This is a genomic window from Pirellulales bacterium (genome assembly GCA_036499395.1).
Taxonomy (GTDB): domain Bacteria; phylum Planctomycetota; class Planctomycetia; order Pirellulales; family JACPPG01; genus JACPPG01.
Window position 1 is genome coordinate 119,622 of record DASYDW010000116.1, and the last position, 23,542, is coordinate 143,163.

Annotated in this window: 20 protein-coding genes and 1 tRNA gene; 5 read left to right on the forward strand and 16 right to left on the reverse strand. The window is 54.9% G+C overall.

Annotation, left to right across the window (positions count from 1 at the left end):
• Positions 1-10: 10 nt before the first annotated feature.
• The 4 genes from VGN12_20655 to VGN12_20670 all read right to left on the reverse strand — a co-directional run bounded on the left by VGN12_20655 (position 11) and on the right by VGN12_20670 (position 6,308).
• Positions 11-2,335, reverse strand: coding sequence for a S8 family peptidase (locus tag VGN12_20655; protein HEY4311871.1), 2,325 nt, complete (start codon positions 2,333-2,335; stop codon positions 11-13).
• Positions 2,328-3,545, reverse strand: a complete 1,218-nt coding sequence (locus VGN12_20660) for an AAA family ATPase (protein HEY4311872.1) — start codon at positions 3,543-3,545, stop codon at positions 2,328-2,330. The genes VGN12_20655 and VGN12_20660 overlap by 8 nt, the downstream gene beginning before the upstream one ends.
• A 133-nt stretch (positions 3,546-3,678) precedes the next feature.
• On the reverse strand, positions 3,679-5,217 hold the full coding sequence (locus VGN12_20665; protein ID HEY4311873.1) for a ThiF family adenylyltransferase: 1,539 nt from the start codon (positions 5,215-5,217) through the stop codon (positions 3,679-3,681).
• Complete coding sequence (locus VGN12_20670; GenBank protein ID HEY4311874.1) at positions 5,196-6,308, reverse strand: E2/UBC family protein; 1,113 nt, start codon at positions 6,306-6,308, stop codon at positions 5,196-5,198. The genes VGN12_20665 and VGN12_20670 overlap by 22 nt, the downstream gene beginning before the upstream one ends.
• Before the next feature lie 175 nt (positions 6,309-6,483).
• Here VGN12_20670 and VGN12_20675 point away from each other — a divergent pair, with 175 nt between their 5' ends.
• Together VGN12_20675 and VGN12_20680 are read left to right on the forward strand one after the other, a co-directional pair.
• On the forward strand, positions 6,484-6,921 hold the full coding sequence (locus VGN12_20675; GenBank protein HEY4311875.1) for a helix-turn-helix domain-containing protein: 438 nt from the start codon (positions 6,484-6,486) through the stop codon (positions 6,919-6,921).
• The gene (locus VGN12_20680; protein ID HEY4311876.1) at positions 6,905-7,816 is read left to right on the forward strand and encodes an ImmA/IrrE family metallo-endopeptidase; all 912 of its coding nucleotides are present in this window, start codon (positions 6,905-6,907) and stop codon (positions 7,814-7,816) included. Before VGN12_20675 ends, VGN12_20680 begins: the two co-directional genes overlap by 17 nt.
• A 29-nt stretch (positions 7,817-7,845) precedes the next feature.
• Here VGN12_20680 and VGN12_20685 read toward each other — a convergent pair whose 3' ends face one another.
• Positions 7,846-8,829, reverse strand: coding sequence for a tyrosine-type recombinase/integrase (locus VGN12_20685; GenBank protein ID HEY4311877.1), 984 nt, complete (start codon positions 8,827-8,829; stop codon positions 7,846-7,848).
• Positions 8,830-9,132: 303 nt separating this feature from the next.
• Here VGN12_20685 and VGN12_20690 point away from each other — a divergent pair, with 303 nt between their 5' ends.
• On the forward strand, positions 9,133-9,531 hold the full coding sequence (locus VGN12_20690) for a HEAT repeat domain-containing protein (GenBank protein ID HEY4311878.1): 399 nt from the start codon (positions 9,133-9,135) through the stop codon (positions 9,529-9,531).
• 1,190 nt (positions 9,532-10,721) lie between these two features.
• On the opposite strand, the gene VGN12_20695 is transcribed toward VGN12_20690, so the two are convergent.
• The 9 genes from VGN12_20695 to VGN12_20735 form a co-directional block, all read right to left on the reverse strand.
• Positions 10,722-11,018 carry a hypothetical protein gene (locus VGN12_20695; GenBank protein HEY4311879.1) on the reverse strand — a complete coding sequence of 99 codons (297 nt, stop codon included), beginning with the start codon at positions 11,016-11,018 and terminating at the stop codon, positions 10,722-10,724.
• A gap of 20 nt (positions 11,019-11,038) precedes the next feature.
• On the reverse strand, positions 11,039-11,758 hold the full coding sequence (locus VGN12_20700) for a hypothetical protein (GenBank protein ID HEY4311880.1): 720 nt from the start codon (positions 11,756-11,758) through the stop codon (positions 11,039-11,041).
• 191 nt (positions 11,759-11,949) lie between these two features.
• A complete protein-coding gene (locus tag VGN12_20705) occupies positions 11,950-14,964 on the reverse strand; it encodes a hypothetical protein (GenBank protein HEY4311881.1) in 3,015 nt (1,004 codons plus the stop codon).
• Positions 14,957-15,667, reverse strand: a complete 711-nt coding sequence (locus VGN12_20710) for a hypothetical protein (protein ID HEY4311882.1) — start codon at positions 15,665-15,667, stop codon at positions 14,957-14,959. The genes VGN12_20705 and VGN12_20710 overlap by 8 nt, the downstream gene beginning before the upstream one ends.
• A gap of 612 nt (positions 15,668-16,279) precedes the next feature.
• A complete protein-coding gene (locus VGN12_20715) occupies positions 16,280-16,678 on the reverse strand; it encodes a DUF6573 family protein (GenBank protein HEY4311883.1) in 399 nt (132 codons plus the stop codon).
• A gap of 78 nt (positions 16,679-16,756) precedes the next feature.
• The gene (locus VGN12_20720; protein HEY4311884.1) at positions 16,757-17,149 is read right to left on the reverse strand and encodes a hypothetical protein; all 393 of its coding nucleotides are present in this window, start codon (positions 17,147-17,149) and stop codon (positions 16,757-16,759) included.
• A gap of 402 nt (positions 17,150-17,551) precedes the next feature.
• A complete protein-coding gene (locus VGN12_20725) occupies positions 17,552-18,982 on the reverse strand; it encodes an HD domain-containing protein (protein HEY4311885.1) in 1,431 nt (476 codons plus the stop codon).
• A gap of 14 nt (positions 18,983-18,996) precedes the next feature.
• Positions 18,997-19,527, reverse strand: coding sequence for a hypothetical protein (locus VGN12_20730; protein ID HEY4311886.1), 531 nt, complete (start codon positions 19,525-19,527; stop codon positions 18,997-18,999).
• A gap of 271 nt (positions 19,528-19,798) precedes the next feature.
• A complete protein-coding gene (locus tag VGN12_20735; protein HEY4311887.1) occupies positions 19,799-20,473 on the reverse strand; it encodes a hypothetical protein in 675 nt (224 codons plus the stop codon).
• Positions 20,474-20,775: 302 nt separating this feature from the next.
• On the opposite strand from VGN12_20735, the gene VGN12_20740 reads away from it, so the two are divergent.
• Positions 20,776-21,024, forward strand: a complete 249-nt coding sequence (locus VGN12_20740) for a hypothetical protein (GenBank protein ID HEY4311888.1) — start codon at positions 20,776-20,778, stop codon at positions 21,022-21,024.
• Positions 21,021-21,275, forward strand: a complete 255-nt coding sequence (locus VGN12_20745) for a helix-turn-helix domain-containing protein (protein ID HEY4311889.1) — start codon at positions 21,021-21,023, stop codon at positions 21,273-21,275. The genes VGN12_20740 and VGN12_20745 overlap by 4 nt, the downstream gene beginning before the upstream one ends.
• A 240-nt stretch (positions 21,276-21,515) precedes the next feature.
• On the opposite strand, the gene VGN12_20750 is transcribed toward VGN12_20745, so the two are convergent.
• Positions 21,516-21,797 carry a hypothetical protein gene (locus VGN12_20750; GenBank protein ID HEY4311890.1) on the reverse strand — a complete coding sequence of 94 codons (282 nt, stop codon included), beginning with the start codon at positions 21,795-21,797 and terminating at the stop codon, positions 21,516-21,518.
• 1,366 nt (positions 21,798-23,163) lie between these two features.
• Positions 23,164-23,237 (reverse strand) — tRNA-Arg (locus tag VGN12_20755).
• Between the last annotated feature and the right edge of the window lie 305 nt (positions 23,238-23,542).

Consider the following 23,542-nt stretch of genomic DNA (forward strand, 5'->3'; position numbering starts at 1 on the left):
CAACTGAGGATCAAATCTGAACGCGAATCTCGGCTTCCGTGCGCAGACGAATTGGCGAGAGTGCCGGATATCGTTTGCGAATCTCCCCATACAAATCGCCGCCAAATTTCTCGGCGCGTAACGTGACCACTACTGCGTAGTCAAAGCGATCTCTGGCATCGTTGCGGCCTATTGCGTGCAAGGTCAGAAATGGATCGTCTAATCCTTTGGCCTGCTTCGAGACATAGCGGCGGACTATCGGTTCCCACTTGCAGTCGAGTTTTCGTCGTTCGTCCTCGTCTCGATAATCGTTGCCAGATTCGGTGACCGGAAACGACGATTGCTTCCAACTCTGTGCCAGAAGCTTTGCGATCTCAGCTTTATCGGATACCAAGTGCAGCCGCTTCGGCGTACCGCTCGTACCTTGCGGCGGCGAAAAGGTGAATCGCTTTCCGTTCGGATAAAACGTGTCTTCGAGGCAGCAACTCGTATAATCGCCAGGATGATTCGGATCTATTGGCGAGAGCGCGGCGACAGTCCAAGTTATTTGGACTTTGCCGGGGATGACGATGCCCGAAGGCCACGGAATCGGAAGGCGAACTATGCCTGTCGGCAGAATGGCTCCATTAAACACGACGGTCGTCGATTGCTCTTCGCAAAGCAAGACCTCGTCGATGTCGGGCAAAACGCAACCATGCCCCAGAAGGTGATCTGGCTTCAGGTTCGGGTGCAGCGACGTGTGAACAAGGAGCGCTCTCGAAAGCAGGGCGGAGCTGCGCTCAAAAATCTCCGATGCCTGACCACCAAGTCGAGCTGCGAGTGGAGAGGCGAAGCTTGTTCCCCAATCGAGTAACTTGAGACCTGGGGAAGTTGACACGAGATGAATAGGAGTGTTTTCGCATCCGCCAAACGCGGCAAGATCTGGTTTGATCTTTCCGCATTCTCGTCCGGGTCCGCGACAAGAATAAGGAGCGTGAACCGGCGCGTCGCCTTGCATCGTAAATGCTCCGACACCGATACCATGCACGAGGTCTGCCGGCGCTTGGACACGCTCGAAACCAACAACGTCTCCAGTGTTTCCGACTGCGACAAAAAACGAAACTTTGTGAGTGACGGCCAGGGTGTCCAGCACGTAAGTGAATCTGGAAATCGTGTCGTCCTGAATGGGACCATCCGGCCCAAAGCTCAGATTGAAGACCTTAATGTCATTTCGAGCTGGGACGGCGCGCTCGACAACATCGATCGATTCATACAGGTCGATGTCAGTGCGACTAGATGTTGGCAGCGCTCTTATGCTCACCACAAACACTGGCGGAGGTGGCAAATGCTTGTCGGCTGCTTTGCCATTCAGTTCACCGTGCAGCAACGCCCCAGCAACCGCTGTGCCGTGAGCCACATACTCAGGTTTTGATGGAGTGCTGATTTCTAGCGACGTATCTTCTTCGACGTGCCCCTGAAGAAGTGGCGCGGTCGGATCAATTCCTCCGTCGAACATTCCGATTTTGATCGTCGAGCGAGTAGGAGACGACGGAGGCTTAGGTGCCTTCGCAGTGGGCGCGGTCCGTAAATCTTTGAATCCGCCAAAATGAAGCGGGTGAGCTGCCCTCAACGGATTCACTCCGGCAAGCGCGCGCAATGCCGAGCGAGTCAATTTGCACGAGACAAAAGTCGGTCCTCCGGGATAGGGCCGAACCTGGCTGCTATCGGTCTCAACTCCGGTTTCTTCGAATAAATCAAAGAGAAATTGGAGTTGTCGTTCTTGGGCGATCCGGCTCGGATGCAGAACTAACTCTGCTCGACCGCTTTTCCACTTTTCGCCGAAACCGACCAACTGCTCTCCGGTGTCGAGCGTGTCGAATCGTTCCACGCGTCGAATCTCGTCTCTAACTTGCCGCGGGACTCGGCTTTCGGCTCGATCAAGCTGCGTGATAAGACGTTCAAATCCGGCAGGCGTACTCTGAACAAAAACAAGACGCGCATCTAGAAGAGCATCTTTGTCGAGCGACTGTTTCTCTAGTCGAGCGGTCTGCGCAACGTTCTCTGCTCGTTCGCGATACTTCCGCGAACCGACTTTGCGCAATTCGGGCACTTCGTCAAAAAGTGCGACTGGATCGTATGACTTGGCAGTCGCCTCAGGATGTAGGCGCAAGCAAAATACGGCTTCATCGGCAAACCGCTTCGCTTCTGGCAGTGCCTCGAATGTGCGAAGTGCGTTCTGAACACCTTGCTTGACGACTTGGCGGGCTTCTTCGTAACTCCGCGGTGGCTCCGGCGAACGTCCTGTCGCCGGTTTTTTTACCGGCTGGATGTACTGTTCACCGTTACCAAGAATTAGCCGCCGCCTGGAGTCAGCCATCTACTGCCTCTTTTTTCAGATGGTGTTGAATTGTGGAAGTGCTTTTTCCAAACACCTCAGCTAATTCTCGCACCGTGAATTGCTCTTGAGATGCATTTTGCAAGGCTCGCACCAATGGCCCAACAACCTTACTGTCAAGATTGCAATCGTAATGCAGGTGAACTTCACCAAGCAAACTTTTGACCAAGGATGTTCCGCTCGCGAGATGTCGGCGAACCGCAGCATGCATCAATGTTTGTAGATCCGAACCGCTACACCCCTCAAGAGTTGCTGCGCACGCGGATAATAACCGTGCAGTGATTTCATCTGAGAACCTGCCTCCCGCACGTCGCAAAATCGACTGCCGTTCGTTTTCACCGGGCAACGGAAGATTGAGCACCAAATGGAAGCGCCGACGAATGGCGGGGTCAAGAAGATCAGGGTGATTGGTGGCTGCCACCAGCACTGAGTGCAGCGGCCAGTCCTCCAATTCTTTGAGCAGCACATTGACGATTCGTTTTAATTCGCCAACCTCGGTGCTGTCGTCGCGACGCTTGGCGATCGCATCGAATTCGTCGAGCAACAAAACGCATGGCTGGCTGCGCGCGTAATCGAGTGTCCGACGCAAATTGAATCCCGTTTTTCCAAGAAAGCTCGAAATCGATGTGGCAAGATCCTGCATCACGAGCGGTAATCGAAGCTCATGTGCCAGCCAGTGGGCCAGCATTGATTTGCCTGTGCCCGGTGCGCCGGTCAAGAGGACGGAGCACGGTGGTGTAAAACCTTCTTTCAGAAGTCGATCGCTGTCATTTCTTTCTTGGATAAATCGCTTGATTCGTTCGAACACTTCTTCAGGCAGAATCGGCTCTGGAGCTGTGTCGAGTTCGACGAGCCGCACCAATGCAAATCCCTCGTCGGGATCGGTCGGTGGCGGTCCTGCGCTCTTCCACCTGAGACCGCCTGGGTTTGTGGAATACTGCGCAAGCAGAGTTCCTAACTCGCTACTGAGATCCGGAGCTTCTGTTCGCAGCGATCGAATTAGAGTGACGACCAAGAGTTCGAGCCTTCGTTGATCACCAGCTAGCCCCGCCTCAGCTAGCTGGGGAACCCACTGCTGCCATCGTTCTGTTCGCTTTTCGGCCATGTTATATTGAGTCTCGAACAGCGATATCGCCGTTCTTTTACGAGGTTTTTCAAGGTCATGTTCGACAACAGGGGTGATTATCGCCATAATCGAACACCAACTCAAGAACTTCCTCGACCGAGCAAACGGTTGCCCCCTGCGGCGCGCGCGAAAACAGGGAAAATGCGGGGACTGTTCGGGCAAAATCGAGCCTGACGCCATCAACATTCGGCGATATCCGTCAGGTCCGGCTAATTAGTTGGCCCCGCTTCGACCAATGCGGCGGCAAAACTACGTTTCGATACGACCGAGCCTGGTCCGCCCAGCCACGGATGCTCGCACAAGTGCAACCCTCGACCGGCAATCGCGGCGGCGCGACGACCCCAAATCGTTCGCGACCAATGTCAAACTGAACCGTTGGGTGAGGCGGTGCAAAGGCTCCGGTCAGCCAGCCCTCGGCGTAACCAGCAAGCATTGCCCCGGTCATGGTTGCCAGGTAACCGACCGTATGAAGTTGGCGTGGCCGATGACGCCAGTATTGATCTGGATCGTCGCCTCTCTCGGCTGCGGCTTTTGCTTGTTCGCGGCGAATTGCTTTTTCTGCGTCAGTCATTAATTCAACGGCCATCTCCGCTGTGTCGATCCGACTCGCGCAGAACGCGCACGGAAGCAGGGGAGAAAAAACATCAATCTCAGTAATCTGTGATTCGATTCGACCAGCTTTTCCTTCCATCAATATGCCAGCGTCAAGAGAGGGAACGAGATACAACTGCGATGCGTCGCTCAACGCCGCCCGTCCGTGTTGTGTGTCGGTGCATCCGAGTAGCAAATCGCACCGCAGAAGTTCATCAAAGACATTCTCGTGGAGGATGTTTCCTGCAAGCGCGGTGATCTTTGCGCTTGGATTGATTGATCGAATCAGCCGACTCATTATCTGGACTTTGTAATCTGGCTTGTCGGCCTGAGCGTCATCCCAAGTTGCCCCGTGCAAGCGCTCAAGGTTCGAACGGCCAAAGCGTTGAGGATCGGCCAGAACGAATTCACCGACACCGGCGCGCGCAAGAACGTGCACCGCCGGTGACCCAGTGCCGCTGCAACCAACAACGCCCACCACGGCATTGCGAAGTCGACGCGCGGAAGCGTCTCCGATTAACGACGATAGCCGGGCGGTGGTTGATTCGGCCTTCGTCGCGGAAACGGTATCGCCAATGTCTTGCGTGGGCATCAGTTCGGTCTGATAGCTCTCAATTGTTTCTCCGATGACCAGAAGTTTGTTAACCGAAAGCCATTGGCCCCGGTCGTATACGCGACCTGTGAAAGTGAATCCGCCTGTCGAACTGCGTTGAAAGATAAGGCTGGCATACGGAGAGCCTTTGCCAAACGCGGAAAACTCTTGGGCGAAATACAAATCCATGTCGTCATCAAGAGCGCTCGGAAACGTTGCGAAACCTTCCGGGTGCGAATGCACTACACCGATAGCGAGCGGCCCCTCAGCTGAGGATTGGAATGCGCGGCGCGAGTACTGATCGCGAAACCTGGTTAGAGCAACTTGTCGATCAAGATCGCCAGGGTTGGGCCAGACGCCATCGACGTAGCTTAGAATCAGCGTCGATGATGTGCGCCGATACCCGAAGCTGAAGAACGTCCCCCATTCGCGATGCGGGTAGCGTTGAAATAAATGGCGTTCGAGTTGATTACGCTGGGGACTGGCAATTCGGAACAATGCCTGATTGCCCTCGCCGAGCAAATCGATCCGTTTTAGTTTAGGTCGTGTAGCCACGAGAGGATCTCCCCGATGTAAGTGTGAAAGCCGTGAATCGTTGGGTTCCACGTCGGGGCACCGCCACCGTTGTGCGGATGATAGCTGATGAGGCACCAAGTTCGGCCATCGGCAGTAATGCGTGCCGCCTCAAGCTGCCCTTTAACGCGACCGATGAGCGGAGAATTCTCCGGCAGATATGCCCCATCGAGCATTTGCCCCGGATAGCCGCCCGGAATTTTCACGAGAACATCTGTGGCCGACATCTCGAAACCTGGTCGCGTGCGCAGCGCCCGATAGATCACAGCCGTACTGTCCTTCGCGTAGGCCGCGTGTTGGCCGCCGGCTTGCAGCAATCCAAGCTCACGCTGGACGCGAGATTCTTCATAGCCGCCATCGACCTTCTTCCGGACAACGTCGAAGACTTGGCAACTATGAATGTCAACGGTTTCGTTGGCGCCAATTTCTCGATTGCCCTCGCTCACCAACCAGACACGCGTCTCCGACGGCTTCTCCGGATAGACAAGGGCAGCGATCTGGTCATGGGTCATCTTCGCCAAGACTCCCTCTGCCTCGGTGAACTCCCGCGCGTTCACGGTGATATGCAACCCAGCCTCGATCTCTCGCGTATAAAATACGGGACCATCAATGAATCGAATCAGCTCTTCGACAACGATCCCTTCATCGCGCGGTCCTTCAGAATCGCGAAACAATTGAGCACGAGCGTGAACACCAAAAAGTTCTCGGAGCACCTGGCTCGTAAAGGAGGGCTGGATAGTTATCTCCGGGCGATCATCGACGAAGTAAGCAAGCTTCGGCGGCGATGCGCAATGCTCCCGCGGCTGAACCTCGCATTTCGCGAGACTGTAAAAGACGTTTCCCTCGCCGAGATCTATTGTCTGGCCATTTTCCAAAACCACGTCGTCGGGCGAATTGTGGTCTCGAACAAGAACCTGATCGTCGCCGAGTCCAGCCTGTGCCTTGATAAGGCTCACCGGAGCCCGGCGCTGCGGAACGGGAATGTTCACGTCGTTGACCAGCGCGGCCCACTTCACGGGATGACATGCCGCACCTGTCGAGTCATTGGTCGGGGATTGCTCATTTTCGGCCATAATGTGGCCCTCCTACTGAAAAGGTTTCTCTAATCTGTCCGGCTCTTTCCGGACTGTGCTCATTATATCAAGTTTGCTAAATTGGTCAAGCAAGCACTTAGCAGTTTCACTTGCCTGAGCAGATGTGCTAGACTAAAAAGGTTGTCCACCACCGGATTTGCGAGGAGTGAGAGCGATGAAACGGAAAACTTCGCACCGAGAAAGCCAAAATGAAACGCCGTCTATTCAAGGTGCCCAGACATTGGGGAAGTTCCTGGCCTACACCAGGGGAATCAAGAAGCTGACCTTACGAGATGTCGAAGAGGCCACCGAGAAAGAAGTCTCTAACGCTTATCTTTCGCAACTCGAAAACGACAAAATCTCTCGACCGTCTCCGAACGTGCTGCACGCCCTAGCAACCGTTTACGGCGTTGAGTACGACGTACTGATGGCCAAGGCTGGATATTTTTCCCCCACCGAATCGAATGGCGTTCTTCGTTCCGCTTCTTCAAGTCGGCACGGACGGGCCGCGACATTTGCGAACGAACACTTGAGTCAGGACGAAGAAGAGAAACTTCTTGAATACCTGGCGTTCCTACGTTCACGGAGGAATAGGAGTGAGAAGACCGGATGATTCAATTTCCGTCTCGCAGCAAACTGCGATTCGGCGATTAGCTGAGAAGGCATTGCAGGAAGCGGATGCAATTGGGCGTTTTCCTACGCCTGTCGCCGACGTACTGGCGGCTGCAAATGTTGTCGTGTCTGACGAACAAGTCCTTGACGAGAGCTTCTTAGCCGGTCTTCGCAAGCAGGCCGGAGCAGCTTTGCGACGGGCACTCAGCAAAGTTCTCGGCGTGCTCGATGTTGCGGGGCGAGTGATTTATCTCGACCGCTCAATCCATGCCGTCAAGCAGACTTTTCTTACTTTGCATGAAGCAGCTCATGCGGTGTTGCCGTGGCAGCGAAAGATGTTTGTCGTTGCCGAAGACTGTCAGATGACTATCGCTCCAGAAATCTCGGAAGTGTTTGAGCGCGAGGCGAATGCTTTTGCCTCCGAAGTGCTCTTTCAGATTGACCAGTTTTCCAATGAGGCAGAAGACCACGAATTCGGAATTTTCGTTCCAGTAAAGCTCGGCAAACGATACGGGGCATCAATCTATTCATCGGTTCGCCGCTACGTATCTGGAAATCGCAGAGCGTGTGCGGTTCTCGTGCTGGAGCCTCCGGAAATCTGTCCGATTCGCGGTTGCGTTGCGAAATTCAGACGCGTAGTCGATTCGCCATCGTTTCGTCGCTCTATCGGACCGATTGATTGGCCCGATGAATTCACGCCCGACGATTCAATAGGATCGCTCGTGCCTCTGGGAGGACGGAAATGGTCACGACCACGAGAAATCGTCGTCATTGACTATCGCGGCACAAAACACCGATGCGTCGCGGAAGCGTTTACACAGCAATACCAAGTGTTCGTGCTGATTCATGCGGTCGACGTGCCGATGTGTGAGTTTGCCGAGCTGCTCTCAGTATAGACGTTTTCTTGCTCGTCGAAAACCAACTTTCAGATGGTGATGCGCTCAATCTCATCCAGCGTGATCTCATCGCTTGTTCGGTCGTAGAGTTTGGTCGTTCTTGGCGATTCGTGGTTGGCGATCGCTTGCGCATTTTCGATCGTCCCACCGTTTTCCAAATAGGCCGTAATGCCAGTGGCGCGGAAAGTGTGGCAGCAAATTCGGTCTGACAATCCTGCGGCACTAGCCCGCCGCTTCACCATGCGGAGAGCATCGTGTCTACGCATTGCATTTGAAGTCAGCTCGCCAGCTCGACCAGCTACGGTACGAAAGAGGGGACCGTTCGCGTCATCGGCAATGGCGGCCGCGGCGATGTATTGATCGAGATAGTCTTCAGCGTTGTGATGAGCAGGCACTTCATGGAGCTTGCCCCCCTTCTCGTGAAGGCGAATCCAGGAACGCTTTCCGTTTTGGTAGTAGTCCTTCACTCGCATCCCAACGACGGCGCTAACTCGACCGAAGCTGTAGACCATCACGCCAATCAGGGCGCGATCGCGAAGGCCAATTAGAGTTGAGATATCGATGCTGTCGAGTAACGTACGGGCCTCATCCGCAGATAGCACGGGGGTCTTGCCTCGCTTTATCGAATAACTGGGGCCGCGAACTGATGAAGCGGGATTCATCGGAATCACCTGGCCGACAACCAACCAGTCGAAGCACATTCGAATTGCGGCGAGATGCTGCTTGATACTTGGCTTGGAATAGATCTCGCCGAGGTATTCGACGTAAGCCGCAACCGCGATCGGCTCGATGTCGATCAGCGCCAAGCCTTGGTCTTCGCACCAAGCGAAGAAGTCGACGACGGCCCGGAAGTAAGCCTGCCGCGTATTCTTGTTGCGAATATTGGCAGCAAAGAACTCTAGAAACCGTTTTGCCGCTTTGCGTCCCGCATGCCGGAGCAGCGTAGGCACATAAGAAGAGGAGTAGCTCGACGCTTCCCTGATCACTAATTCTGTCCCGCGCCCCTGAGCCATTGCCCCTCACGGATTGTGAACCATAACGTCCTTTATGGTTCACAAACATTCAGCCTTTTGGCAAGCCCCCATGCGGTGGCGTGTTCGGCACTTCATGCTTGCTGGCGCACATTCTCGCAACTGACCTCAAGCCGATTTTCTTAAAACCGCAAATCGTGATAGCCTTCTTCCTGGGTAGAAGTTGCTATCGCAAAATGGTTTTACTCGCGCTCTTTCGTCGACGGCACACCGTGGATGGAAGGGCGTGATAGCTGGTGACTCACCAGTGCGCCTGGCTGAATGGCTTCAGTCGAGGAGCTGAAGATGAGTGAGAACAAATACGTAACAAGGTGGATTGAGCAGTTGAATGACAGTGATGTCTATGTCCGTCGGCGTGCAGCTTTGGCACTCGGGAACAATGGACCCGAAGCAAAAGCTGCTCTTTCGCAATTATGCGAAGCTCTAAAGGACAGCGATGTCGGTGTCCGTTGGCGTGCAGCTTGGGCGCTCGGGAATATTGGACCTGAAGCGAAAGCCGCAGTGCCGCAATTACGCGAGGCGTTAAAGGACAGCGATGTCGGTGTCCGTTGGCACGCAGCTTCGGCGCTCGGGAAGATTGGACCCGAAGCGAAAGCCGCAGTGCCGCAACTACGCGAGGCGTTAAAGGACAGCGATGTCGATGTCCAAGGCGCGGCTTCCGCGGCACTTCAGATGATTGGATGATGAATGAGGTTGATGGTGACAAGCTGACGTGTTTCGATGGAGCGCGTCAACTAACCACCGAATAGGGTTTAGTCGCAACAGCAACTTCGCCCTATTCGATCTGCCATCATCCTCGTCCAAACTAGCAAATACAGCTCACGTCAAGCCGATTTTCTTAAAACCGTAAATCGTCGCACACTTCCCCTGGGTAGAAGTTGCTATCGCAAAATGGTTTTACTCGCGCTCTTTCGTCGACGGCACACCGTCCGGAGCCGCGGGGCACTGACGGCAAGACCTTATTAGTGCGGGATCAAAGATTAGTGGCTGAGCTGCGGACGCAGAAGCTCAAGGATACTTTTGAGTAGGAGCCTGAATTGGGATTGTCGATCGCCACGGCAAAGTTCGACTTTGTTCGAGATTCCACGGAAGGTCCGAGTCCACTCTCGATGCCAGCCAAAGCTAGCGAACTGATCTTACCTAAAGCGAAAAAAAGTCTGAAATCTGCGATTGCATTCGACGCTTCTACCGCGGCGGTTCGCTCTCCACCACCGTGCCGTCTTCTCGTATCCGATTTCCATCTGGCGTAACGTACGTCCGTTGTGAATCGCCGCCGGGCAAGTTCGAAGTCACCGCATCCCACGCGCCGCTGAATCATCGCAGCACAGGTCTGTTTGCGAGTTCAGCTTTTGGATCGGGAGAAGTCGCCACTTGGTACATTCCAATCGCCGCCCAGGTGAGGGATCCAAAGAACGACACGCTGCCAATCACAAGCGCGATGGCGGCGGCGACAGCGCGACGCTGCACAGACTTCGTTGCCTCGTTATTAGCATTCGGTTGCAAGATTGTTCTCCAGAGAAGGATGGTGATCTGGACATTATGAGTTGCCTTCGTCGGCCTGTCATCGTCGGGGCTCGCCCCGCTGAGGCCGAAGGCCCTTGGCCCCGACGATGATGGGCCGCACGAAGGCTCTTCTCCCCTAGCCTTTGTTGGTCGGATTCCAAAGGGCTCGGCAACTAATTGCTGCAATCCAGCAACCCCAGAATGGAGTTCGCCGCAATTCCGAAAATTGCTCGAAGTGCTGTAAATCGCCGATTCGGTCGCTATACTGAGGGCACACCACTTGCGTCTGCCGAGTGCAAAAATACAAGGTAGACCTGTCCTCGCCTCCGGGCAGTGAATAACAAGGAGGCATTTTTCTTGCGCCGCGGTCGTCACTGACCGTCGTCCTTCTTCGGCAGCGCCGGATGCTTTAGCGGCTTCTGCATTTCCTTCGCCCATGACGGCTTGAGATTGTCGCTAACCCACATGCAAGCGCGAGCCAGTGGCCTGTTCTGAAGCTCCGTCACCGGGTCTTCAGCTGAGTTGACCGCGACCATATCGAAGCACACCTTCACGCCGAGAATAATCAGCAGCGCGCCTGGCAATATTCCGAGTAATACGATTCCCATACTCGGCTTGCTCTTCTTCGACCCATCGTCCGTTGTCTTCAATTCTGAACTTGTCGTCATAGTCGCTCCGATCTTTCGGTTCATTGAGGGAGTGCTAGGGGTGATCCCCACTGTCTGTGCATGAGCTGTTTGTAGATGGCCTTGTATCGGATCAGCATTCTCTCGGTCGAAGAGTCTTCCCAAGGTAGAGTGATGTCGAATCGATTCGAGGTGCGATCGACCGGCACCTTCATCATCTCTTCGCCGAGATGGGCGATTAGTAAGGTCAACCGTTCTTCTTGACTTGGAGAACGATCCGCTCCCGCTCTAACCAATTTGAGAACCTCGCCCTCGTACTCGCGCATATCTTCCCGGTTTAAGACTTGCCTTGGAGTTCGACCGAATTTTGTCCACCAGTCGGAATCAGACGTACTCAGATTGATCGAACGTTGGGTGGTCGTTTGATGCAGAAGGTAATTGTCGATCGTGTTTCGCATTTCGTGGATTTGGCGGAGAGTGAAACTCAGCCGGTTGTAAAAGTGCTCGACGAGCTTCTCTCGACCGGTGCGGGTGTGCTGAATGGCTGTGTACTGCTCAAGCACTGCCCACTCTTCCGGATCAATTAGACAAGACAACGGCGTTGCTGGGCGGGCGGAAACAGCGGTTCCTGCGAACGAGACGCTGCTTTTGAGAGTGCCGATAATGGGGGCGAGCATCCAAGCGATGGGAGCGAATAATGCGATGCCCAGTACCAAATTGAAAAATCTCTTGGCGGACAGTCTCGAAAGCGACTCCGCTGCTCGATTTAAGGCGACTTTCATTTCTGGCCCCTCTCCGTTTGCTCGGAAGGATCTACGTTCGGAGTAGGATCACTAGTAGTGTGGTTCGTGAGCCACGCGATGAACACAACAATACCAGCGAGCAAGAGGAGTCCAAACCAAGCCGGGAATCGGCTGTTGTCGATTCGGATCTCCGGCGTCGGCGATTCAAGGGGGACGCGCTTCATAACTCATCAAGCTCCGGGGCGTCTTCTTCGAAGTGCTTTCTTGAATTTCTTTTGGAGCGCATCGTGTGCCTGTAGCTGCTCCAGATAGAACTCCTCCATCGGATCGGCCTCATCGCCGTTCGCCTGCGATGCACTGACTTTTTCTTCGGGCTGCGGTTCTGGATTCTCTGCGGGACCGGGCGGCGGATCTTCCAGTACTCGCGGAGTTACGATCGGAGCGTTTGCTTTGGTTTCTTCGAGCTTCGCCGACACAAGATATTTCTCTTGTGGCGGCCAGCTTGATTTCGACAAGCTCCGGTAATGCTCGTCGGCCAGGTGATATACGGAGTCCATCACGAACGCCATTCCACCGTACTGGGCGAAGCCCATTCCTCGACGAACGCACGCGATGTTTCTTCCAGGTGCATCCGTCGCGAGGAGAATGTCATTGAGTGACAGTCGAGAGTGGCGTCCTTCTGACACGCTCATCGACTGTGGGCCAAACGTGAAAAGCGACGGCACGAACGACCAACTGCGAAGGCCAAAAATGGTTTCCCCTGCGGTGTCCATCAAATCGTAGATGTCTCCCCGACTCCCGGCCCCAAAGACTTGACGAAAGCGAGTGTTCGTCCGAACCGCATCCACCAGATCCGCATCAACGCTCTCAAGGTCGGCAAGCGATTGGTTTGAAAGAATGCAGCCGATATTCATGCTGCGTGCTTGCTGCAAAAACAGCTCGATGTTTTTTGCGACAATGCGCTGGAATTCATCGACGACCAAGAACACTTGGTGCTGCCTGGAGGTATGTGCCTGGGCGGTCGCGAGCAAGGAGTAGAGAAAGATCCGTGCGATTTCTGCCGTGGTCGAAATACCTGCCGCCGGCGGCAGCGCGACATAGAGAGCTTGGGGTGTGGTAAAAAGATCGTCCAAGTCGATCGACGCATTTAGAACCGGGTCCGGCGTGCCATTTGCCGGACTTGCGTTAAGGGCCTCGAACCGTGCCAATCGTCTAATCGAGGATCGCACATTGCTCCCCGCCTTTTTGCTTTCCGCGTGCAGCGGAAATCGGTCAGAACCGTCGAGAACGCGTTCTAGCGCGGTGAAGCTGTCCACTTCGGGGAAATTACGAAGAGCGAAGTTAAGAACTTCGAAATTCGCATCGCCGTAGAATTTCCGGCCATAATCGTTTCCGTAATGCAGACCGAGGGCCGCTTGGAGCAAATCGGTGCGCTGATCCGGCGTCAACTTCTTCATCATCGCTTGGCGGAGCGGGTTAAAGGCATACGACGATCGCCCGACAACAGTGGTGAACCAGCGAAAGTCGTATGTCGGGTGATAACGGTTAGCTCTTCTAACCCGTTCGGTGATTCGTGCCGACTCGTCGCGCAAGCACTCAAAAAGCAACTGGTCATCTGCTTTCAAATCGACGACCACGACCGAACAGTCGCCCCGGCGCATTAGCTGGGAGAGCAGCGGCAAGATTCCCATACTGGTTTTTCCGGAACCGGAATCGCCAAGAATATGCGCATGCTCGCGAAACACGTCGCGATGAACCAAAACCGGACTGTCGTCACGGGCGTTCGTCCCCAACAGAACGCTGTTCTTCTCGGTCTCATCGCCGGAGGCTTGGATGCGATCAACGAGATTTGGCCAATTGTTCGTTGTAAAGACTCGTTCGCGCCAATTCGAGTCGGACATGTCTTCGACACCGGCAAGCGTGCGACCGATCATGCCAGTGCAAAGCCCGACAATCGCGCTGAGCGTGGCAGCAAATGGCACGAAAACTTGTAAAAGTACGGATGCGAGCCGCCGCACGAACTTGGAGAGAAGCTCGTAGACTTTGCCTTCAGAGTGAGCAACTTCGGCAGCGTCTTCGTCGCGGAACTTCCTTTCAAGCTCTTCGCGCCGACGCTGGATGTATTCTTCGGCGTCAGCCGGTGACTTGGCGCGAAGCTGGGCAAGCTCACTTGCGGAAAACGTGGGCAAGTCTCGTTCTCGACGCCTCTCGGCTATTTTGTCCGCGTCGCTTTTTTTATGCTTCTCGACCTCTTCTGTGAGCCTGTTGAGAATTTTCAGCTGCTTCGCCATCAAGTCATCAAATGTGACCGGCGGTTCGTTCCCAATACTACCGACCCAGACGCAGGCCCAAGAGAGAATCATGCCGACAAAAAACCACTTTCTCACGGTGCACGTCCCAGCGGGACTTTGATGCACTCCGGCACCGTGCGTGTTTAGCCGGTTGTACGTCGCCCACTCAACTACAGCGTGCCAAAGAGCGACAAGTTGCCGATGAATAAAGAATGTCCGTCGCCGAAAGACGAACGCAAAAATTGCGTCAGTGGCTCCGCCCCAAAGGAGTCCTAGCAGTGCGACTTGAAAGAAAGTCTTGGTCGCTCCTTCAAACCCCGGCTCCTCCGCTAGGTGCTTCAAGAGAAGCCACGCCGAAGGAATCAGAATCAGGAAGTTGACTGGATAGAATTCTGAGCCGGGCGGCGATCGCCACGGCCTGAACCACCTCGCCTTCCAAAAGTCGCGAATCAATCGCGACATCTCTCCGGACATCGGTGCGGCTGTTTTCAGATACAAGAAATGTGTGGCAAGTGAATTTGCGAAAAATGGCAAAGCTAGGATCGCAAAAATCAACGCGGAGAGCGAAAACGGAACCTCACGCACGAGACTCGACAACACGATGACTGATACAGCCGCAAGCAACCACCCAAAGGTCGGCCACTTCGCGGCAAAAATTCCGAGCACGATCATAGTCGCTGCCGCGAGCAGGCCGATGGTATTCAGCCCCCCGTGGAGCAGTGGGATCGGAATTCTCTGCGAGACCCATCCGAGAAGAGATGCAGTCGCTGCGGTGACGCAAATCGTGATCAGCGTTTGTCGCTGAATGACAGCCGGAGGGCTTTGATAGACCGGGTAATCCAGTTCGACCTTGGAAATGTCTGGCAGCCGGTCAACCTGCAACGGGTTGTCCGGCGACTGGTAGGAGCTTCCTGGCAGCAGCCGCAGGACGGCTGCAATGAGTCGGCTATACATTGCGTGCGCCTGGGAGGAGCTGAATCAGTTCGGGAACATGCTCGACGCGAAAGAGAACGCTTGTGGGCAAAGTATTCAGGGCACCGGCAATCTGGTCTCGTTTCTCGGCAGTCATTGTCACCACGGCAACGACAAATCTGCCCTTGTCGATGTAGTCGAGAAGTGCCGGAACGGATCGCCGCGGCTCGATGATGTCTTGCTTGACGCTCCGGACAATGTGCTCTGTCGTCCCGCCGCCCTCAACCCAGATATGCCCTAGTCGTACGGTGTCGTTCTCGGAGTCGAGATAGTAGTGGCTCGAATCGACACCTCGAACAAGAATCTGCGGGAAGCGTTTTGCGATTTCGCTCACACGAAGTTTTTCGCGTCGTGCGCCGGTGCGTGCGCAAAACATGAGCACTCCAAAATCTCTGTAGAGTGCTATCGGCCCCAACGCACCGAGCCTTCGCGCTGCTAAGCCGAAGAGCCTGGCCCCGGCCTTGCCGAGTGTGAAGTAGCTGTTGGAACCGTAGAGAGGATGGCTTTCTAGGAAATCGTGATCGCAAAGTCTGGAGGTGACTTTGGTCACGGCGTTTCGATCGCAGTCGGCGAAGAAGAGCTGGTGGAGGATCTGCGGCGTCGTTACGCGATACCGCATGACGTGATCGAGCAGATCGTAGTCACGCTCCTGAAGTCTGGGATTTCGTCGGGGATGACTGCTCATCTCGCAGGCGGCGGCTAGCCGGTAATACGGGCAAGGTAGTGACCATAATCCAACTCGTAAGCAAATACTTAGACCTCACATATTAGTCTCTGAGTATCGCGCAACCAAGGATTGCAGGAGAACTTCTGCAAATCGAAACGGCACCTCGCTTGGCACATGGCCACTGGTGCGAGGTGCCGCGAATCTCGCGGTTCCGATTCGTCTCGGCGTTTCGCCAAATTCCAAATATGGAATCTGGGCCGCTACTGCGGCCCGTCCGGGGAGCCATTCCAAGCGACAGCTTGGAATGGGGGCGGAGCGTTCAGCGAAGCCCCGGCTGGCACCCGGCCCCAGCCGGGTCCAGACGCAAGCCACCACCGGCCCTAGCCGGTGTGGCGCAAGCCCGTTCAGGGCTCTGGCCGTTCAGGCCGGAAAAAAAGGGCGGCGACTAGCCGCTCGGTTTTTGGTGGGGTGGTGGGCGGAATGTTCGTACCGCGAGAGCGGTGCGAAATTCCGCAGGAGCATCTCCCAAGTGCGCAGCACTGGGGAATGCGCGGTGCGCGATTTTGTGGCACCCCATGCCAGAGGAAAGTAGGCCAAGCGGAGAACCGCTTGGCCGGTGCTAAGGCTACTTCAGTCCTCGTCCGGTAGCATGATGGTTATGACCGGTTCGAGATTGTCGCCGGGGCCGCAAAGAGATTTGACTTCGACCTCCTCTAATTTCTCGTGCTCGTTCAAAACCGAAACTCGAAATCGAATCTCAGAGCTGTTGTCCTTCGATTTTCGAATCGAGAAAAGCAGAACATTCAAAACGTCCCACAAGCGGCCAATCTCATCCTGATGTCCAAGCTCGGGCGGGACAGCGATGAGCTTGTGCCAGGCCGCGTCAGTCATTGCGACCGGGAAGCGGAATCCAGCTTCTCGAGCGGTCTCGCTGACATCGATCAACACGCCATCTTCAATTGCCTCTGCGCGAGTGTAAACATGGATAAGATCCCAGCCGTCACGACGTAGGTCATTTTCTTCGCTCATATGGATGCATCTCCAAAAGGCCCACCGAATCAGAACTCGGTGGGCTGTTGAATCAAAAAGTCTGCCTAAGCCTTGCGACTACCAACGGAACCAGCGGCGTGTGCTCTGCCTGTCGGCCCGTTTGATCCATCGCTTCGCCTCATACAGACCACGCATCGCGTCCTGAAGATCGCAGATGTGGAACGAGCGGAATTTTCCCCCTGCGTAGTTCGGAACCGGCATCCGGTATTGATCAACTCGCCAGGTGATTGAGCCCCAATCGTTTTGCTCGGCCCAGATACGGGTCAAGATTCGACCGTTCGTCAGAGAGTGTGCAGGTCGGTCTTTTTTCTCCGTGCGAGTTGTGGTTTCAGCGTTTGGCGTTTTGCCGGCACTCGCGCCGTTGCTGAGTTGTCCATTGACGTGATGGTATTGGTTCAAGGTTTCCATTTTTTCACTAATCGATAGTCCGGCACTTGCAGCACCGGTCATTAATCACTGAGCCCTCCCCCACCTACAATTTTTTTGGTGTGGGGGGCTTTCGCATTTTCTGAAGCCCCCCACAGCAAAAAATAGAAAAACCAGACAACCGGAGTGCTGCGTCGGAAGCGAAGCGCGTGCAAGCGGCATGACAGGCTACTGCCTGGCGTGACGGTTGTAGCGTAGCGCCCAGAGCTGCACGTAGGTTGGCTGTCCGACAGGGCGGAGCCTCGCGTAGTCTTTTCCGCAGAGCGGAAATAGCGAGCGAGCGTGGGGCGGGGTGCAAATCCCGCGAAGAGGGATTGCGCGGTGGAGACGTATTTGGCAGATGTGGTCAGTGCATCGCGACCAAGCGAGAGTGGGTCACGAAATCGATCTGGCATCGGACTCTAAAAGCTGCCAGTCGTGTCGCTGCTAGTCCTGCTTAGACCAGCTGTTTACTTCAGCACGGATGGACGCCAGTAATTCTTTTTCAACTGGCTTAGCCAAATACAAACGACTTACCTGCAATTTCAGTTTGCTGAGATGGTGGATGATGCTTGTTGGATCTTCAATCAATCGACGGATCTTTCCATCTTTCCCTTGAATACGAATCAGCTCGGCGGCTTCTTCAGGCTTCAAGTCCTCGACCTGAGATAGCTCAATTGATGGTCCCATTGCCTCAAAGGAAACGTCCTTTGGAAGATCCTCCCAGATCCAGAATTCTTTCGGGATGCCATATTTCGCGGCGAGACCTTCAATCTTTCCAGCCTTGTTGTTGCGAAATAAAACGTATTCGTTCCGATGTTGGCCGTCATGGTTTCGAAGCGAAGGAACTTCGCACAAGAGCTTTGGTGGCGTTCGCGTGAGGAGCAAGTTGCAGAGGTCGGCGAGAGTGCCCGCACTCTTATCGGCTGCGGCAAGCTGGACAGCCGCATCCACATATCCGTCATGAAAAGCAAAGAACTGTGCGTCGTCGGTAATTGCGTTCCGAACGGCGTCGCCGTCTGCGTAAACTCGCTTTTGCTCTCGCATCAGAAATAAGATCTGTCGCAGCAAGGCTTCGAGTCCAAATGTCGTCTTATGGAAGTAGACGACCTTATGCATGAAATATCGCGCGACGAGAAAATGCTCGGCGGCAGTCGATGCCTTCTCTGCCAAGACTACGTCGAGAACATCCTTGCCCTCCTCATTCGGTTCCGAAACGACATCAAGATTGCTCAGGATGTAATCTAGATCGATATGCCCATAGGGAACGCCAGTCCCCAAAGAATCACGGACTAGATAGTCCATCCGATCTACGTCGAGGCTACTATGCGTTAATCGGTTGTAGGCCGGTTTTGTGTGTTGTCCGCGAATCATCGATCCGATTTCTTTCGGGTCGAGTCCTGCTTGACTCAATACTTCAGCGAGGTCAGTGCGTTTCTCAATGATCAGCTCGCCGATTTTTTCGTGCGACGGATAACGGACGGCAGTTGTGCCGACGGTTGCAGCTCCAGTTCCCTTGCGTAGCAGTGTGGGCCGCAGTTTGTCGCGGTCGACAAACTCCATGAGATGCGAGTAGGGATAATGGCCAATGTCATGCAACAGAGCTGCTATTCGCAGCTTGCGTCGATCCTCATCATTGAAGTGTCCGCGATCAACAAACAGATCGATCACTCGGCTCATAAGGCGAAATACGCCCAACGAGTGCGCAAACCGAGTGTGCGTTGCATTCGGATAAACTAGTGAGGCGAGACCGAGCTGCTTCAGATTGCGAAGGCGCTGGAAGGAACGAGAATCGACTAGTTTCTGTTCTAGCTCGCTTACCGGAATCTCGCTGTGAACGGGATCACAGATGATCTTATGCCGGTACTCGTTGCCCACGACAGCCCCTGCCCTTAAGCGGTCGCGTGAGAGTGGATAAGAAAATACTCGGCTAGACGGTCCCACGCCTGCTTTGCAAGCTCTTTGCGATCTGTGAACTGCGGCTTCGACTCGATCAGCTTCGCAAACACCGCGTCGAAGGATTTGTCAGCAGAGCTAGGCCAGTAAGCAACTTCCTTCAGATAATGAAGTGACGCGAGCACTTCAAGCCACGCATCCGGTTGGACGGATGTCCCCTGCGGCAATGTCCACAGTTGGTGCGCACGAACTATCGATTGCTTGGCCGACTCCGCCAATAAAAAACCATCGGCGTCGGTATCTCCTGCATCCAGTTCGTTTCGCAGGGCGAAAGCATCGTCAGTCAAATGGCGGCTGTACGGCCCTCGAAGGTACCAGCTGAAACGGTAACCAAGGTCGTAGCCGAGCGTTTGAATCAAGTAGATGCGCTTTTGGACGTTGAGCCGTTCGGAGAACGTTTGAAGCTTCAAGGAGGGTAAGCCAGCCTCATCCAAGGCCAATTTCAATTCGATTCGTGCAGCATCCATTGCTTTGATTCCTTGTCGTGCAGAGCACGGGGCAACGCCAATCCGCTAAAAGCGATCGTATCATAGCAGCTTGGCTCAGGCCATGCAGCCCCTTCTCGCTTCATGGCCCATCGACAGAAAGCGGCTAAAAACTGATGTTTTCGTGCCTCTCGGTCTTTGAGTTCAGGAACAAACTGGCTCATGCGCGTGAACACTTTGTCCAAATTCTAAAGACGGGTGGCTTACTTGGCAAAGTCCGACTCGACAATTCAAGCTCAGTTCCAGATCGTTTTTACCAGATCTCGTACGGCGACCCGCGCCGTTCGCAGTCGTGATGAAAGGCTTGCAAGCGTTTCTTTCCGTAGTGGCCGCCAAACTCCAGCACGCGAATTGGAGTGGCCGAAGGAGTTTTAGCTAACATTGCATCGGGTAGCTTTTGGCCTCGACGAAAAGCGGCAAGCCTTGCCTCATCGACCCAATACTCCACTAACTCTGGATGACGCCATTTGACTGACAAGAACATTTCCGTCACTCCGAGATCGTGAGAGATCTGCCCTAAGCGGGAAGGCCGACCTTTTCGCCGACCTCCGAATAGACGTGCAGCACGCGGCGTTACGAAGAACAAATGCAGCGGTCGGCGCGGAACGTGCCACCGTTTCTGAAGTTGCCACACGACTGGTCCAAAATCGGGAACCCATTGTCCCGGTTGCCAATTCACTAGCGGTTCCAACAGTGGCGGCATTTCGACTTCAACAGACTTTGTGTGCCCAATGAAATCAATTTTCTCTAAGCGTTGAAGTCGGGAAAAGATGGATGCGGATTCCGAGGGCAATCCGCAAATCCTCGCCGCCTGACTCAGTGAAGCCACCTGGGCGCACAAGCTGAGGATGCTCAGTAATTCTTGATCCGATGCAGTGAGCATGGTGGTACCGCGCGAGGCGAGTAATTGCGGCAATTGTTGCGGCAAGTGGCTAAGACGCGCAGGCGCTGGCTGCTGTCGCAGCAAATCGCAACATGAACCGTCGTGCCGCGACGCGACCGCGTTGGACACTTCTAGTAGAAACGATCGGTGCCGACTGAGATGACAATGTGTCAGATCGAAAGTCGTTGCTAGAAAATGAATTGAGACGACAAATCTTGTCTCGAAGTGCCGCCTATGATGTCACCTGCGCGGCGCAATGAAGATTCTCACTTACGCTTCTCGACGAGCGACGGCAAAAGCCGTCGCTCAAGTAACTCTGTTCGACCAGCGTTCTAAAGGAGAATCCAATGAGCAACGAACCTGCTCAGGTCTTTCGCCTTGGCTTGATCAAGTGCCAGGTCTATTTGCGAAAGACCAAAAGCGGAGACCGTTTCAACGTGACCGTGAATCGGCTCTACAAAAATGGGGATCAGTGGCAGCAGTCGGGTTATTTCGGTCGCGACGATCTGCCGCTGGTAATCAAAGTGCTCGATATGGCCCATACGTGGATGTTCGGCGGTGACCGCGAGAACAACGGAGGTACGCAGCAATCATGAAAACCTCCGAAACAACAAACGGCGTTCCGAATCCCAAGATGGTGCTGATCAAGGCGAACGAAGTTGCCGATCTGCTTGGCGTCTCGACCCGAACCTTATGGCGATTGCTTAGCGAGGGACGCCTGCCGCAGCCGGTGCGGCTGGGCGGGAACACCCGCTGGCGCCTTCCGGACATTGAGACATGGATTGCCAATGGGTGCCAGGCCCTTGACCGGGCCGGAGAATGTCAGAAACCGGGAGGTGGAAATTAAATGGCATCGATCTACAAACGTACGCAGGACAAAAAGAAGCGGGGAAGCTGCTGGTATATCGGCTTCCTTGACCACCGCGGGAAGCGGAAGACAGTCAAAGGCTTCAGCGATCGCGGAGCGACGGAGCGGCTCGCCGCTCAGCTTGAGGAAGAAGCCCGGCTAATCCGAGCCGGGCAGAAACCCGCCCCCGATAATTTGGCCGGAAGTATTGAGCGGCAGATTTCCGCTTTCGAGCAGCACTTAAAAGATCGCGACGTGTGCGATCGGCAACGCGGCGAGGTGGTGAGCAAGATTCGTCGCATCATCACCGAGTGCAAATTCGGATCTGCTGCGGTGATTAAGAGTCCCGAAGTCGAAAGCTTCCTCTCGGAACGCCGAGAAGAAGGCATGAGCAAGCAGACCAGCAATCATTATGTGAAAGCTCTCCGGCAATTTTGCCGGTGGCTTGTTCGAACGAAGCGACTCGATCGCGACCCAACGGCGGACATCCCACTCCTTAACGTTCAGACCGACCGTCGCCATGACCGGCGAGCTTTAAGTTCGGACGAGTTCTTACGACTCGTCCAGGCCGCCCAGGACGGTGGCGATGCGGTAGGACTTCCTGGCCCCGACCGAGCAAGCATGTACATGCTTGCGGCGTCTACGGGATATCGTCGCGGTGAAATCGGCAGTCTGAGAACTGGCTCATTTTCTTTTGAAACAGATCCGCCGACGGTGACAGTCCAGGCGACGCACAGCAAGCGGCGTCGTAAGGACACGCAAGTGCTCCCGCCGACGGTCGCGGGTCATTTGAAAAAATGGATCGACGGCAAGAAGCCCTCCCCCACCGAACTGCTGTTTCCGGTGTCTGCTGCCTCCGGTGGGCTCGACCGGCGAACTTCGGAGATGATGCAAAAGGATCTCGCGGTAGCTCGATGCAAGTGGATGACCGAGACGGATGATCCGGAGGAACTGAAGCGGAGAGACGAGTCGGATTTTCTGGTCTACCAAGATAAGGAAGGCGAGTTTGCCGACTTCCATTCGACCCGCCACACTTTCATCACCAATCTGAGTCGTGCGGGGGTTTCCCCGAAGACTGCCCAGAAGCTAGCGCGGCATTCGGACATCCGGCTGACGATGAATGTCTACAGCCACACAGATCTGTCAGAGAAGGTCGAAGCGGTGAACCGTTTGCCGGAACTCGTGCCAACTATCGTCGGTGAGTCATCGGGCTCGGTGCACTCTCAAAGTGCTGCCAGACAAAATAGCTCGCAGCATATTGGGAGTGCAGCTGCGTCTCAAGCTGGCTCAAATGGGCAGCCGGTCGCGCAACGTCGCTCCAGCAAAACTGCCGGTGAGAACCGAGCGGCGGCAACGGAAGGTGAAACAGAGTCAGAAGTTGGCCCGACGTGTCACGGCACGTCGGGCCATGACTCAACTGCGCCCGACAGGATTCGAACCTGTAACCCTCGGTTTCGAAGTCCACTCGACGAATCTCAAAACAGTTTATCTGCAAACGGGTTAGGCGAACAGCCGAGCGCGGACGCAGCATCTTGGGAGTGCGCCTGCGTCGGAGAATGTCAGGCAGCCGCATCAACTGGCACTCCGCCGGTTCACGCGATCGCTAAGGCATCCTCGAACGTCGAAGTTCGTTCAGACTTGGCGGAGCCGACCGAGGCCAACATCGGCGTGCTCGATGCGGTCGCTGCTGACCACCAAATCACCAGCGAAGAAAATGGCGCGCAGCATATTGGGAGTGCGCCGGTGTCTCAAGCTGGCTCAAACGGACATTTAGTCGCGCGAGCTGCTACGGTAGAAAAAAATGCGGCGACCGAGAGTGGCCGCCGCAAGATGAAAGAGAGTCAGGACTTGGCCCGGCGTGTCACCGCAAGTCGGACCAAGTCAGAAGTACGCCCGACAGGATTCGAACCTGTAACCCTCGGTTCCGAAGACCGATGCGCTATCCAGTTGCGCCACGGGCGCGTGCAAGACGGTCTAGAATACGATCTAAAACCGCGATCGACAACCGGTGCCGACTCGCAGCCCCTCTCGTGGACGACAACATCGCATGCCCCCAGCCCCAAGCCCACCAGCCGCTGGCTTGCTTTAGCGCGATCCTGGAGAGGATCAACTCGAATGGACGCTGGATTTCGCATCTTAGAGCAACAGAATTGCAAACGTAGCTGCTTCTACGGACCTATTTGGCCTCGGCACGAGCGCAATGGCCGACGGGCGTGGCTAGGATTCGTACGCAATTCGTAAGCCGAACGTTAAGCACCGCGTGCAAC